This window comes from Actinomycetospora sp. TBRC 11914 (genome assembly GCF_012933465.1).
GTDB lineage: Bacteria > Actinomycetota > Actinomycetes > Mycobacteriales > Pseudonocardiaceae > Actinomycetospora.
On record NZ_JABBND010000010.1, the window covers coordinates 66137 to 80092 of the forward strand.

The window sequence follows — 13956 nt, forward strand, 5'->3', positions numbered from 1 at the left end:
CTACCCTGGGCCGCATGTCCCTCGATGCCCCGACCCGTGGCGGCGTGCCCGAGCCGGTCTGGGACCGGCTCGAGCCGCTGTTGCCGCGGGTCCGCAAGCCCGTGCAGTACGTGGGTGGCGAGCGCAACGCGACGGTGACGCCCTGGGAGGACGCGCAGGTCCACTGGGCGCTCTGCTACCCCGACGCCTACGAGGTCGGACTGCCCAACCAGGGCCTCATGATCCTCTACGAGGTCCTCAACGAGCGGCCCGACGCGCTCGCCGAGCGCACCTACGCCGTCTGGCCGGACCTCGCTGCGCTGATGCGCGAGCACGGGGTCCCGCAGTTCACCGTCGACGCCCACCGGCCGGTCGCGGCGTTCGACGTCCTCGGCGTCTCGTTCGCCACCGAGCTCGGCTACACGAACCTCCTCGAGATCCTCGACCTCGCCGGGGTGCCGTTGCACGCGGCGGACCGCACGACCGCGCACCCGCTGGTGCTCGCCGGCGGCCACGCGGCGTTCAACCCGGAGCCGATCGCCGACTTCGTCGACCTCGTGGCGCTCGGCGACGGCGAGGAGGTCGTCGGGGACATCACCGACGTCGTGGCGGCCGCCAAGGCCGAGGGGCTGGACCGCCGGGCGACGCTCGAGCGGCTCGCCGGGGTGCCCGGGGTCTACGTGCCGGGCCTCTACGCGGTCGACTACGCCGAGGACGGCGCGATCGCCGCGGTGCGCCCGACGACGGACGCCGCCCCGGCCCGCGTCCACAAGCGCACGACGTCCGACCTGGACGACTGGCCCTACCCGAAGCAGCCGCTGGTCCCGATGGCCGAGACCGTCCACGAGCGGATGAGCGTCGAGATCTTCCGTGGGTGCACGCGGGGCTGCCGCTTCTGCCAGGCCGGCATGATCACCCGCCCGGTGCGGGAGCGGTCGAAGCGCGGCGTCAGCGAGATGGTCGAGCAGGGACTCGCCGCCTCGGGCTACTCCGAGGTCGGGCTGCTCTCGCTCTCCTCGGCGGACCACTCCGAGATCGGCGAGATCGCCAAGGGCCTCGCCGACCGCTACGAGGGCACCGGGACCGGGCTCTCGCTGCCCTCGACGCGGGTGGACGCCTTCAACGTCGACCTCGCCGAGGAGCTGACCCGCTCCGGGCGCCGGTCGGGGCTGACGTTCGCCCCGGAGGGCGGCTCGGAGCGGCTGCGGCGCGTGATCAACAAGATGGTCTCCGAGGAGGAGCTCATCGCGACCGTGTCGACCGCCTACGAGCACGGGTGGCGGCAGGTGAAGCTGTACTTCATGTGCGGTCTGCCGACCGAGACCGACGAGGACGTGCTGCAGATCGCGACGATGGCCCACGAGGTCGTCCGTGCCGGGCGCAAGGCCGCCGGGCGGGGCGACGTGCGGGCCACGGTGTCGATCGGGGCGTTCGTCCCCAAGCCCCACACCCCGTTCCAGTGGGCGGCGCAGGCGGCGCCCGACGTCGTCGACACCCGGCTCCGCAAGCTGCGCGAGGCGATCAACTCGGACCGCTCGCTGGGGCGCAACGTGGGCCTGCGCTACCACGACGGGCAGCCGTCGCTGATCGAGGGACTGCTCTCCCGGGGCGACCGCCGGGTCGGCCGGGTGATCGAGGCGGTGTGGCGCGACGGCGGGCACTTCGACGGCTGGAGCGAGTACTTCTCGTTCGAGCGGTGGGAGCAGGCCGCAGCGCGCGAGCTCCCGGCGTACGGGGTCGACCTCGCCTGGTTCACCACGCGCGAGCGCGACGAGCACGAGGTCCTGCCCTGGGACCACCTCGACTCCGGGCTCGACCGCGGGTGGCTCTGGGACGACTGGCAGGACGCGCTGGACTCGCGGGAGCAGGACGACTGCCGCTGGACGCCGTGCTTCGACTGCGGCGTCTGCCCGCAGATGGGCACCGAGATCCAGATCGGCCCGACCGGCGAGGACATGGTCGCGGCCGGCCGGATGCTCCCGCTGACCCCGGTCGAGAGCCGGACGTCGACGCCGGTGCGCAACCCCGCGCTCTCCGGCGGGGCCGCGGGGTCCGACCCGTGAGCCGGGGCGGCGCGGCCGCGCACCCGTCGGCGCCCACGGTGGCGAAGGTGCGCATGCGGTTCGCCAAGCGCGGCCGGGCGCGGTTCAGCTCGCACCGGGACGTCGCGCGGGCGATGGAGTGGGCGCTGCGCCGCGCCGGGGTGCCGGTCTCGCTCTCGCACGGCTTCAGCCCGCACCCGCGGCTCTCGTGGATCGGCGCCGCGCCGACGGGGGCCGCCAGCGAGGCCGAGTTCGTCGAGATCGGGCTCACCAGGGATCTGGAGCCCTCGACGCTGGCCCGCGAGGTGGACGCGGTGCTGCCGGAGGGCCTGTCGGTCCTCGACGTCGTGCGGGCCGGACCCGGCGCCCTCGCCGACCGCATCGACACCTCCGTCTGGCGGATCGCGATGCCCGGGGTGGAGCCGCAGGCGCTCGTCGAGGCGGTCGCGGCCCTCGAGGCGGCGCCCGTCGTCGAGGTCGAGCGGATGACCAAGAACGGGCCACGCACCCTCGACGTCCGCGCGGCGCTCGTGCGCGTCGACGTCATGCCGCCCCTCGACGACCGTCACCCGAACGATGCACGATCGGCAGATGACGCGTCGGGAGACGACGGACGGCCGGCAGGTGACCTGCTCGGGGGCGCCTCCGACGGCGCGCCCGAGGTCTCCGACCTCCGTGACCGGCCACACGGTTCGGCGTGTGGGACACTGTCGGCGGTCGTACGGCACACCACGCCGGCCGTGCGACCCGACGACGTGGTGAGTGCGCTGCGCACCGTCGCCGGGCTGGAGCCGCCCGTCCCCGTCCTGGCGACGAGGACGGCGCAGGGCCGGCTCGGCGCGAGCGCAGAGTTGCTCGATCCGCTCGAGGAGGACCGCGCGACGACCGGTCGCGAGCCCCACCCCGAGAGGCACGTCGGCGAGGACCGCCCGGTCTGAGGACGGCGCGGGGCCCGACCGGGCCGCCGCCGCCCCCAGCACCGGACGCCCGACGATTTCCGGCGGAACCCGGTACCCCGAGTACCGGAGGCCGTCAGGCGAGACCACGCGATGCCCTCGTGTGGCCGCGACCGGGAGGTCGCGCCCGGGGGCCGAAGGAGTTGCATGACCGAGAACGAGGCCCAGCTCCCCGCCTCACCCTCCTCCACGGCGCCGCCGTCGGGTCGCCCGGACGACTCGACGCTCGCGGCGCTGCCCGACAAGCTGCGGGTGCACGCACTCGCCCGACTGGTGGGCTCCTCGAGCCGCGAGGTGCTCGCCGTCCTCGCGCGGCTCGACGTGGCCGCGCGCAGCGCCCAGTCCAGCGTCGACCGCACCACGGTGTCCCGCGTGGTCGACGAGCTCTTCGGATCCGGGACCCCCGCCGACACGCCGACCCCCGTCGCCGAGGCCCCCGCGGCCGACCCGGTGGTCCTCCCCGACGCCCCGGCCCCCGAGCCGGCGGCGGCCGGGGACGGCGAGGTCACCGGGGCGATCAGCGCCGCGCCCTCCGCGCCCGCCGCGCTCTTCCTCGCGCCGGACACCAGCACGCCCGACGGGGAGTCGGGCGGGCGCCGTCGGCGTCGGGGCAGCCGGTCCGCGGGGGTCGTGACCCCCGACGAGACCGCCGAGAGCACCGAGACCGCGCCCGAGCAGGCCCCGGCCGGGTCCGGCGAGGCCGACGACCAGGACGAGTCCGACGACGTGTCGGGCAGCGAGGCGGCGGGCGGCGCCGACGCGGACGGCGACGAGGAGTCGGGCCGGCGGCGTCGTCGTCGCGGGCGCCGGGGCCGCGGCCGGGGCCGGGGCGGCGCGGACGACGAGTCCGGCGACGACTCGCCCGAGGGCTCCGACGACAACGACGCCGAGGACGCGTCGGGCTCCGCCGAGGACTCCTCGGACGACGACGAGGCGAACGACGACACGGCCGAGGGCGACTCCGCCGAGGGCGCCGAGGACGGCGACACGGCCGAGGGCGGCTCGTCCGGGTCCTCCCGCCGCCGCCGGCGGCGGCGCCGGCGCAGCTCGGACGACAACGGCGACGGCTCCACGAACGACGACCCGCCCAACACGGTCACCCACGTCCGCGAGAAGACCGAGGGCGAGGCCAGGAAGCGCTCGAGCGACGACGAGGTCAAGGGCGTCAAGGGCTCCACGCGCCTCGAGGCGAAGCGCCAGCGCCGCCGCGACGGGCGCGAGGCCGGCCGTCGTCGTCCGGCGATCCTCTCCGAGTCGGAGTTCCTGGCGCGCCGCGAGGCCGTCGAGCGGACGATGGTCGTGCGCCAGCAGGCCGACCGCAACCAGATCGGCGTGCTCGAGGACGGCGTGCTCGTCGAGCACTTCGTCGCCGGCAGCGGCCAGAACTCGATGGTCGGCAACGTCTACCTCGGTCGCGTGCAGAACGTGCTGCCCTCGATGGAGGCGGCGTTCGTCGACATCGGGCGTGGCCGCAACGCGGTCCTCTACGCCGGCGAGGTCAACTGGGACGCGTCGGGCCTCGAGGGCAAGCAGCGCAAGATCGAGCAGGCGCTCTCCTCCGGCGACAGCGTCCTGGTGCAGGTCACCAAGGACCCGGTCGGCCACAAGGGCGCCCGGCTCACCACCCAGATCAGCCTGCCCGGCCGGTTCCTCGTCTATGTGCCCGGCGGCGGCGCCACCGGCATCAGCCGCAAGCTGCCCGAGACCGAGCGCAAGCGGCTCAAGGAGATCCTCAAGCGGATCGTCCCGTCCGAGGCCGGCGTGATCATCCGGACGGCCGCCGAGGGCGTCGAGGAGGCCGAGCTCGAGCGCGACGTGCGCCGGCTGGCCGCCCAGTGGGAGGTCATCGAGAAGACCGGGCGCGAGGCCGCCGAGAACAAGGGCGCCGAGGGCGGCGGCAAGGGCAAGGGCAAGGGCGCGGCCAAGGCACCGACGCTGGTGCACGAGGAGCCCGACCTGCTCATCCGGGTCGTGCGCGACATGTTCAACGAGGACTTCTCGAAGCTCGTCATCTCCGGCGAGCAGGCGTGGGAGACCCTCGAGGGCTACATCTCCCACGTCGCGCCGGAGCTGGTCGCCCGCCTGGAGCGCCACATCGGTCCCGAGGACGTGTTCAGTGCCCACCGCATCGACGAGCAGCTGGTGAAGGCGCTCGACCGCAAGGTCTGGCTGCCCTCCGGCGGCACGCTGGTCATCGACCGCACCGAGGCGATGACGGTGGTCGACGTCAACACCGGGAAGTTCACCGGCTCCGGGGGCAACCTCGAGGAGACGGTGACCCGGAACAACCTCGAGGCCGCCGAGGAGGTCGTGCGCCAGCTCCGGCTGCGCGACATCGGCGGCATGATCGTCATCGACTTCATCGACATGGTCCTGGAGTCCAACCGCGACCTCGTGCTGCGCCGGCTCACCGAGTGCCTCGGCCGCGACCGCACGCGCCACCAGGTCGCCGAGGTCACCTCGCTCGGGCTCGTCCAGATGACCCGCAAGCGGGTGGGACAGGGGCTGCTCGACGAGTTCTCCACGCCCTGCGAGCACTGCAAGGGCCGCGGCGTCATCGTCCACACCGAGCCGGTGATGGGCACGCACGACCACGGGCGCGGGGGCCAGAACGGCCAGGGCGGCGGCCAGAACGGCTCGTCCGGGTCCGCGGCGTCGTCGGGCTCGTCCGGGTCCTCGGGCTCGTCCTCGGCCGCCGGCGAGTCGGCCGGCGGGAGCGCGGACCCGAACGGTTCCGGGCAGAACGGGTCGGGCCAGAACGGCTCGTCCGGTTCCGGGCGCCGTCGCGGCCGGGGCCGGCGCGGGGCGTCCTCCGAGGGCGGCTCACCGACCACGGTCGCGGCCTCGGCGGACGCCGACGCGACGTCGAACGGGACCGGCGGTCCGGTCCCGAGCCCGGCCGCCTTCGCGCACACCCGCCGGCACGCGTCCGGGGCCGAGGACGCCGTCGACGAGACGGCCGACGAGGCCGCGGAGCCCGAGGTCGCGCTCGAGGCCGAGCAGGCCGAGGAGAGCACCGGGTCCCCGGAGCCCGTCGAGGACGCGGGGGAGCAGGCCGAGGAGACGGTGGCCGAGGCCCCCGAGGAGACCGCCGACGAGCCGCAGGGGACGACGACGGCCGCGGCCCCGGGGTCGCCCGGCCCCGTCGCGCCGGCCGGGGAGGAGCCCGACCAGCCGGACCTGCCCGGCGTCACGCCCGTCACCGCCGAGCCCACACCCGCCGTCGGGACCTCCACGGCCACCGACGCGGCGTCCGCACCCGCGGTCGGCCCGGCGGCGCCCGTGAGCGAGGAGCCCGACCAGCCCGAGACGCCGGCCCCGGCCGACGACGACGGCACGTCCCCGACGACGCCGGGCCGGCGCCGGCGCCGGGCCGCCTCCCGGCCCGCCGGGCCGCCCGTGGGGGTCGGCGGGAGCTGAGCCCGTTCGGCCGCGGCCACCCCGGCGCCCGGGGTGGCCGCGGCGGCGGGTATCGTGGTCCCCAGCAGCGCAGGGGTGTCGAGCCCCTGCGCGCGGTGAGGCGCCCGCTCCGCGGTGAGCGTGGGCCCTCCCGTGAACCAGACAGACGTCCAGCACGACAGGAGCCTGCGTCCGAGATGTACGCGATCGTGAAGACCGGCGGCAAGCAGTACAAGGTCGCGGTCGGCGACGTCGTCGACGTGGAGCTCCTGGACGGCGACTCGGTCGACCTCCAGCCGATCCTCGTCGTCGACGGCTCGACCGTTCTCTCCTCGGCCGACGACCTCGCGAAGGTCTCGATCACCGGCAACATCGTCGGTGAGGCCAAGGGCCCGAAGATCAAGATCCTGAAGTACAAGAACAAGACCGGCTACAAGCGGCGCGTCGGCCACCGTCAGCGCTACAGCCAGGTCGAGATCACCGGCATCTCGAAGTAAGGGGAGCGACACACCATGGCTCACAAGAAGGGTGCGTCCAGCTCCCGCAACGGTCGCGACTCGAACGCCCAGCGGCTCGGGGTCAAGCGCTACGGCGGCCAGGTCGTCAAGGCCGGCGAGATCCTGGTCCGCCAGCGTGGCACCAAGTTCCACCCGGGCGTCGGCGTCGGCCGCGGCGGGGACGACACGCTGTTCGCGCTGGTCGCGGGCGCCGTGCAGTTCGGCCACAAGGCCGGGCGCAAGAACGTCAACATCGTGCCGGTCGAGGCCTGAGCCTCCACCAGCAGAACCACCGGCGAGGGGCGGGCCCGATCGGGTCCGCCCCTCGTCGTCTTTCAGGACAGCTCGTGGCGCGGGAAGGAAGGGCCTCATGGCGCGGTTCGTCGACCGCGTGACGCTGCACGTCACCGCCGGGGCGGGCGGCCACGGCTGCACCTCCGTGCGGCGGGAGAAGTTCGTGCCCCTCGGCGGCCCGGACGGCGGCAACGGCGGGCGCGGGGGAGACGTCGTGCTCGTCGTCGACCCGGGCGTCCACACGCTGCTCGACTTCCACCACCGCCCGCACGCCGTCGCCGGCAACGGCCGCCCCGGGATGGGCAGCTTCCGCAACGGGGCGAACGCCGAGGACGTCGAGCTCGCCGTCCCCGAGGGCACCGTCGTCCTCGACACCGACGGGGAGCTGCTCGGCGACCTCACCGGCCCCGGAGCCCGCTTCGTCGCCGCCCGCGGCGGCCGCGGCGGGCTGGGCAACGCCGCCCTCGCGAGCCCCAGCCGCAAGGCGCCCGGCTTCGCGCTGCTCGGTGAGCCGGGCGAGACCCTCGACCTCGTCCTCGAGCTGCGCTCCATGGCCGACGTCGGGCTGCTCGGGTTCCCCAGCGCGGGCAAGTCCTCGCTGGTCAGCGCGTTGTCCGCCGCGAAGCCGAAGGTGGCGGACTACCCGTTCACCACCCTCACCCCGCACCTCGGGGTGGTCAGCGCGGGCGACACCACGTTCACCGTCGCCGACGTCCCGGGGCTCATCCCCGGGGCCTCCGACGGCAAGGGCCTCGGCCTGGACTTCCTGCGCCACATCGAGCGGTGCTCGGTGCTCGTGCACGTCGTCGACTGCGCGACGTTCGAGAGCGACCGCGACCCGGTCTCCGACATCCGGGCGCTCGAGCACGAGCTGGCCGAGTACACCCCGGCGCTGCGCAGCTCGGGCGTCGGCGCCGACCTCGGCTCGCGCCCCCGGATCGTCGCGCTGAACAAGGTCGACGTGCCCGACGCCGCCGAGCTCGCCGAGCTGGTGCGCCCCGACGTCGAGGCGTTCGGCTGGCCGGTCGTGGAGATCTCGACGGCGGCCCACACCGGGCTGCGCGAGCTGACGTTCCTCATGGCGGGTGCCGTCGAGGAGGCTCGGGCGAGCGCGGTGAGCACGGCCGCGGCGCAGCGGATCGTGCTGCGCCCGACCGCGGTCGACGACTCCGGCTTCACCGTCGAGGCGGACACCGCCGACGACATCGACCCGGCCGACGGGCCCGCCTGGCGCGTCCGCGGCGAGAAGCCGGAGCGGTGGGTCCGCCAGACCGACTTCGGCAACGACGAGGCCGTCGGCTACCTCGCGGACCGGCTCGCGCGTCTCGGCGTCGAGGAGGCCCTGGCCGAGGCGGGGGCGCAGCCCGGCGACATGGTCACCATCGGGGTGCACACCTTCGACTGGGAGCCCTCGACGCCGGCCGGCGTCGCCGCCCTGGGAGGCGGGGTGACGCAGGGCAACCGCGGGACCGACGCGCGAGTCGAGGCCGCCGGCTACGCCGAGCGGATCAGCGCCGCCGAGCGCAAGGCCGCCAGGAAGGAGCGGCGCCGCCACCGCGACGACGCCGAGCTGGGCGTCCCGAGCTGGGTCGACGGCGGGGACTCCTACGAGCTCGCCGACGACGACCTCGGGGACGACGGGTGACCGCGCGCGAGACCGTCGCGGGCGCGCGGCGCCTCGTGGTGAAGGTCGGGTCGTCGTCGCTGTCCAGCGTGTCGGGCGGGCTCGACGTCACGCGGCTGGACGCGCTGGTCGACGCGGTCGCCGCCCGCGTGGCGGCGGGCACGCAGGTGGTGCTGGTGTCCTCCGGCGCGATCGCCGCGGGCCTCGCCCCGCTCGGGCTGGCGCGCCGCCCGCGGGACCTGGCGACCCAGCAGGCGGCGGCGTCGGTCGGGCAGCTCCACCTCATCCGGGCCTACGCCGACGCGTTCGCCCGTCACGACCGCGTCGTCGGGCAGGTGCTGCTGACCAGCCACGACGTGGTGCGCCGCGCGCCGTACCGGAACGCCCAGCGGACCTTCGAGCGCCTGCTCGGCCTCGGCGTCGTGCCGGTGGTCAACGAGAACGACACCACGGCCACCGACGAGATCCGCTTCGGCGACAACGACCGGCTCGCGGCCCTCGTCGCCCACATCGTCGGCGCGGACGCCCTGGTGCTGCTCTCCGACGTCGACGGCGTGTACGACGACGACCCGCGCCATCCGGGCGCGTCCATGCTCGACGAGGTGCACGGGGTCGCCGACCTCGAGCAGGTGCGGGTCGTACGGCCCGGCGCGGGCAGCGTCGGGACCGGCGGGATGGCCTCCAAGCTCGCCGCCGCCGACCTCGCCTCGGGTGCCGGGGTCCCGGTCCTCGTCGCGGCGGCGTCGGCGGCCTCCACCGCGCTCGACGGGGCCGCCGTCGGGACCGTGTTCGCGCCGACCGGCCCGCGGCTCTCGGCCCGCCGGTTCTGGCTGCGGCACATGGCGGGCTCCCGCGGCCGGCTGCACCTCGACGACGGGGCGGTGCGCGCCGTGACGTCGGGCCCCGCGACGAAGCGGCGGTCGCTCCTCGCGGCCGGGATCACCGGGTCGGACGGCGACTTCGAGGCCGGGGACGTCGTCGAGCTGGTCGGGCCGCGCGGGGAGACGGTGGCGCGGGGCGTGGTGGCGTTCGACGCCGAGGAGATGCCGGAGCTCGTCGGGCGCAAGACCCGTGACCTGGCGCCGGAACTGCGCCGGGAGGTCGTGCACGCCGACGACCTCGTCCCGGTGCGGGGCGTCGCTCCGTCCGCCGAGGGTGCCGCGACGGTCACCTCGTCCGGCTGAGCACCGGGGTGGGGCTCCCCTGGGTAGATGATCATGCCGAGGGCACCGGGTGTGCTCGTGTCGTTGATCAGAGGCACGTGGGGCAGGGCGCGGTCGGCTCGGAGCTGCGCGGTGTGCCCCTCGTGGAGGGGGACCCGGCGCCGGCCGGCGGCGCCGCCGGTGAGGGGCACGTGGGACAGGGCGCGGGCCGCTAGGAGCTGCGCGGTGTGCCCCTCGGCGGGGGGACCCGCCCACCCCACCGCACCGCACCCGCCGTCGGGAACCCGCGTGCGTGTGGTCGGCATACTGGGCCGATGACCAGCGCGGCGACCCGGACGACCCCGGCCGAGATCGTGACCGAGTGCGGCGAGCGGGCGGCGGCCGCGGCCCCGGCGATGGCGGCCGCGACGGACGACCGGATCGCGGCGGCGCTGCGCGGGATGGCCGACCTGCTCCTCGCGAAGGCCCCGAGCCTCGCGACGGCGAACGAGGCCGACGTCGCGGCGGCGCTGGACGCGGGCATGACGACGGCGCTGGTCGACCGCCTGCGCCTGGGGGAGGACCGGCTCGCGACGATGGCGCAGTCGCTGCGCGAGCTCGCCGAGGTGTCCTCGCCCCCGCGCGACACGGTGCTCGAGGAGCGTCCCGACGGGCTGCGGCTGGTCGAGCGCAGGCGTCCGGTCGGCGTGATCGGCGCGAACTTCGAGGCGCGCCCGAACGTGGTCGTGGACGTCGCGTCGCAGCTGGTGAAGTCGCGCAACGCCGGGGTGCTGCGGACGGGCGGCGCCGCGCTGTCCTCGGCGACCGCGCTGATGGCCGACGTCGTCTCCCCGGCCCTCGAGGCGGCGGGGCTGCCGGCGGACGCGGTGACGCTGGTCGGGGACCCGCGGCGGGAGTGCGCGGTCGAGCTGGTCCGCCGGCCGGGGCTGATCGGGCTGGTGATCCTGCGCGGGTCGGGGGAGACCACCCGGTCGCTGGGGCTCGAGGCCGCCCAGCACGGGGTGCGGACGCTCGCGCACGCCGACGGCGGCGGGGTGCTCTACGTCGACCGCGCCGCCGACCCGGCGCTGACCACCACCCTCGTGACGTCCTCGCTCGACCGGCTCGGGGTCTGCAACCGCCTCAACCTGCTGCTGGTCGACCGGCCGCAGTGGGACACCGTCACGCCGATCCTGGTCGAGCTGCTGCGCGACGCCGGCGTCCGGGCCTCGCTGCCGCCCCACGAGCACCCGCTCGGCCACGAGTGGGCGCTCGACGACGGCCACGAGGCGACGGTGACGGTCGCGCCGGCCGACGGCCCGGCCGACGCGGCGGCGATCGCCAACCGGGAGACCTCGGGGCTCGCCGCGACCGTGGTGACCGCCGACGAGGCGTCCGCCCGGATCTTCCTCGACACCTACGCGGGCACGGGCGCGTTCTGGAACGCCACGACCCGTCTCCTCGACGGGTTCAAGCTGCGCCGCGTGCCCGAGACCGGGATCAACGTCGACCACGTCCCCGGGCCCCGCGGACCCGTGGTGTTCACCGACCTGTGCCTGCGCCAGTTCGTGGTGGTGCCGGCCTCGACGGCGGTCGGGTTGGCCTAGCGGCTCGTGCGTGCGTTCCCGTGCCAGGACACGGGAACGCACGCACGAGCCGTCAGGCCAACGGACGCCGGAAGCGGGCCGTCGCCCCGACCACCGCGGCGGCCGCACCGGCCAGGCCGGTGACCGCGAAGCAGTACGAGCCCAGCCACACGTGCTTGGACAGCTCGTAGTAGCCGTCGCCGAGGACGGCCAGGGTGACGACGCCGAGGCCGAGCAGCGCCGCGCCGGCCGCGACCCGCAGCAGCCCGACGGCCAGCGGATCCGCCCGGCGCACGCGCGGCAGGAGCGTCGCCGTCCCCGCCGTCAGGCCCAGCAGCACCGTCACCAGGGGCAGCCACCCGGCCCCGATGCCCGCGAGCCAGCCGAGCAGCATCGCGGTCTGCGGGCCCGCCTCGGGGTAGGCGGTGCGGCCCTCGAAGTGCTCCGGGGCTGTCCCGCGGGGCGCCGAGGGCAGGTAGGTCAGCTGGGGGCGCATCGTCGCGGTCAGACCCCGGCCGACCATCGTCGCGAGCGCGGCCGGGTGCTCGGCCAGCAGTGTGTGCGCGGTGGCGGCGGCCTCCTGCGGCCGGTCGCCGATCGCGGGCGTCCAGCCCGGGATGTCGAACCCGCCCGCCCAGTAGAAGCCCTCCCCGGAGTGCGCCGCGGCGGCCGGGGGCAGCCCGACGGCCTGCGCGACGGTGTCGGGGCCGATCGCGGGCATGAGCGCGGTGAAGAGCAGGTTGTGGGCGTTCACGGCGCCGTAGCTGCGGTCCTGGCCGGCGATGCCCTCGGCGACCGGGGTCGCCGCCCCGGCGAGCAGGGCGAGTGCCACGAGTGGGCCGGCGAGGCGGGTGAGCACCCGGCGGCGGCGCCCGGTCGACTCCGGGGCGCGCACCACGACCAGCGCGCAGCAGACCAGCGCCACCCCGCCGACCGGGATGAAGCCGGGCTTGGCGGTGGCGGCGACCAGCCCGCCGAGGGAGAGCAGGCCGAGCGCGACGACGCGCGGCAGCCGCTGGGTGGGGCGTGTCGCGGCGACGACGAGCAGGCCGGTGACCACCCACACCGTCCCGATCAGCGCCGTCGGCTCCGCGTAGAGCGAGACGAGGAACCGCGACCACCAGGAGACGACCAGCAGCGGCAGCAGCGGGATCGCCACCAGGGCGGCCCGCGCGGGCCGCACCGACGCCAGGGTCGCGGCGCCGAGCCCGACGCCGAGTGCCGCGATCCCGGCGAAGAGCCAGGCGTAGCTGGTGAGCGACCACATCCCGGGTCCGCCGGGCACGACGAGCCCGAGCAGCGTCGCCGACGACGACGGCGCGGCGGTGCAGGGCTTCGCGCCGGTGGTGAACGCGGTGACGACGACGCCGCGCCAGAGCGCGAAGCGGCTCGGGGTGTCGGGGGTGAGGCCCGCCGTGCAGAACAGCCGGTAGGCGTCGCCGTTGTCGCCCACCCCGATGAGGCCGCCGCCGAGCAGCGGCACCCGGAGCAGCCCGATGCGCAGCGCGAGCCCCAGCACCGTGACGGCGGCGGCGAGCCCGCCCGCGGCGGCCGGGACCGCGACCCGGCGCGGGACCGCCAGGGCACGCAGGTCCTCGGCGGCGTTCGTCAGGGCCCCGGGGAGGCCGGCGACCGCGGCGAGCACACGGTCCCGTCGTGCAGCGCCGCGCCGCGAACGGGGGAGCGAAGTGAGCGGATCGATCCAGCGACGCTAGCGTCCCCCGTTCGTGGCGCACGCCACCGGGGTGGGGATCCGCTAGAGGACGACGCCGTGGTCGCGGACCCGGTCCCACACCTCGACGGGCAGATCGGCCCAGGAGAAGACGTCGTCGACCGCGACGAAGCGGCCGGCCGCGTGCCGGGCCGCGAGGATGCCCGCCGCGTGGGCGGGCTCGAGCCCGCAGACCGCCGCGACCACCGGGGCGGGCGCGGAGTTCAGGTCGACGAGCCCGCCGTCGTCGTACTCGCGAGGCAGGTCGGGGCGCCCGATCCGCAGCTCGCGGGCGAGCAGCGGGTCGGTGGCGGCGAGCCGGCGGGCCTCGTCGCGCCGGGTCCGCGCGGCCAGCGCGCGGGCGACGGCGGGGTGCGGCACCGACGACGCCGGCCGCGGCCCGTACACCTGCTGGCGCACGACGACGAGGCCCACGAGCCCGCCGAGCAGGACCAGCACCATCAGCGCGCCCCCGAGCCCGGCGACGAACCCCTCGGGCTGCCCGGCCGCGTCCTTCGCCCCGGCGCCGAGGAACGCGAACCCCAGGAGGGTGGCGACGAGGACCGCGGCCGCCAGCACGCCGTGCCCGATGCGCCGCGACACGACCGCGGCGTGGGTGTAGGGGACCGCCGCGAGGATCCCGAAGCTGGCCACGTGGAGCAGGAACCACCAGCCGCCACGCGTGAACCAGTTCCCCTGCGTCGGCGGGACGGGCGCGGCGGCCAT

At 75.8% G+C, this 13956-nt stretch carries 10 protein-coding genes; 8 read left to right on the forward strand and 2 right to left on the reverse strand.

Features of this window, described 5'->3' with window-relative positions; genetic code table 11:
* The first annotated feature begins 14 nt into the window (after positions 1 to 14).
* From HH311_RS16610 to HH311_RS16645, 8 genes are all read left to right on the forward strand, one after another.
* Complete coding sequence (locus HH311_RS16610; RefSeq protein WP_169184791.1) at positions 15 to 2042, forward strand: TIGR03960 family B12-binding radical SAM protein; 2028 nt, start codon at positions 15 to 17, stop codon at positions 2040 to 2042.
* Positions 2039 to 2959 carry a TIGR03936 family radical SAM-associated protein gene (locus HH311_RS16615; RefSeq protein WP_312030200.1) on the forward strand — a complete coding sequence of 307 codons (921 nt, stop codon included), beginning with the start codon at positions 2039 to 2041 and terminating at the stop codon, positions 2957 to 2959. The genes HH311_RS16610 and HH311_RS16615 overlap by 4 nt, the downstream gene beginning before the upstream one ends.
* Positions 2960 to 3124: 165 nt before the next feature.
* Complete coding sequence (locus HH311_RS16620; RefSeq protein WP_169184792.1) at positions 3125 to 6397, forward strand: Rne/Rng family ribonuclease; 3273 nt, start codon at positions 3125 to 3127, stop codon at positions 6395 to 6397.
* Between the two features lie 176 nt (positions 6398 to 6573).
* Positions 6574 to 6873 (forward strand): 50S ribosomal protein L21, encoded by a 300-nt coding sequence (gene rplU, locus HH311_RS16625; RefSeq protein ID WP_169184793.1) that lies wholly within the window; start codon positions 6574 to 6576, stop codon positions 6871 to 6873.
* Positions 6874 to 6888: 15 nt separating this feature from the next.
* Positions 6889 to 7146 carry a 50S ribosomal protein L27 gene (gene rpmA / locus HH311_RS16630; RefSeq protein ID WP_169184794.1) on the forward strand — a complete coding sequence of 86 codons (258 nt, stop codon included), beginning with the start codon at positions 6889 to 6891 and terminating at the stop codon, positions 7144 to 7146.
* Between the two features lie 97 nt (positions 7147 to 7243).
* Complete coding sequence (gene obgE / locus HH311_RS16635) at positions 7244 to 8812, forward strand: GTPase ObgE (RefSeq protein ID WP_169184795.1); 1569 nt, start codon at positions 7244 to 7246, stop codon at positions 8810 to 8812.
* The gene (proB, locus tag HH311_RS16640; protein WP_169184796.1) at positions 8809 to 9975 is read left to right on the forward strand and encodes a glutamate 5-kinase; all 1167 of its coding nucleotides are present in this window, start codon (positions 8809 to 8811) and stop codon (positions 9973 to 9975) included. Before obgE ends, proB begins: the two co-directional genes overlap by 4 nt.
* Positions 9976 to 10268: 293 nt before the next feature.
* A complete protein-coding gene (locus HH311_RS16645; RefSeq protein ID WP_169184797.1) occupies positions 10269 to 11540 on the forward strand; it encodes an aldehyde dehydrogenase family protein in 1272 nt (423 codons plus the stop codon).
* 52 nt (positions 11541 to 11592) lie between these two features.
* Here the strand turns inward: HH311_RS16645 and HH311_RS16650 are convergent, their stop codons facing one another.
* Entirely contained in the window at positions 11593 to 13164 is a 1572-nt protein-coding gene (locus HH311_RS16650; RefSeq protein WP_169184798.1) for a hypothetical protein, read from the reverse strand.
* Positions 13165 to 13275: 111 nt separating this feature from the next.
* On the reverse strand, positions 13276 to 13956 hold the full coding sequence (locus tag HH311_RS16655) for a hypothetical protein (RefSeq protein WP_169184799.1): 681 nt from the start codon (positions 13954 to 13956) through the stop codon (positions 13276 to 13278).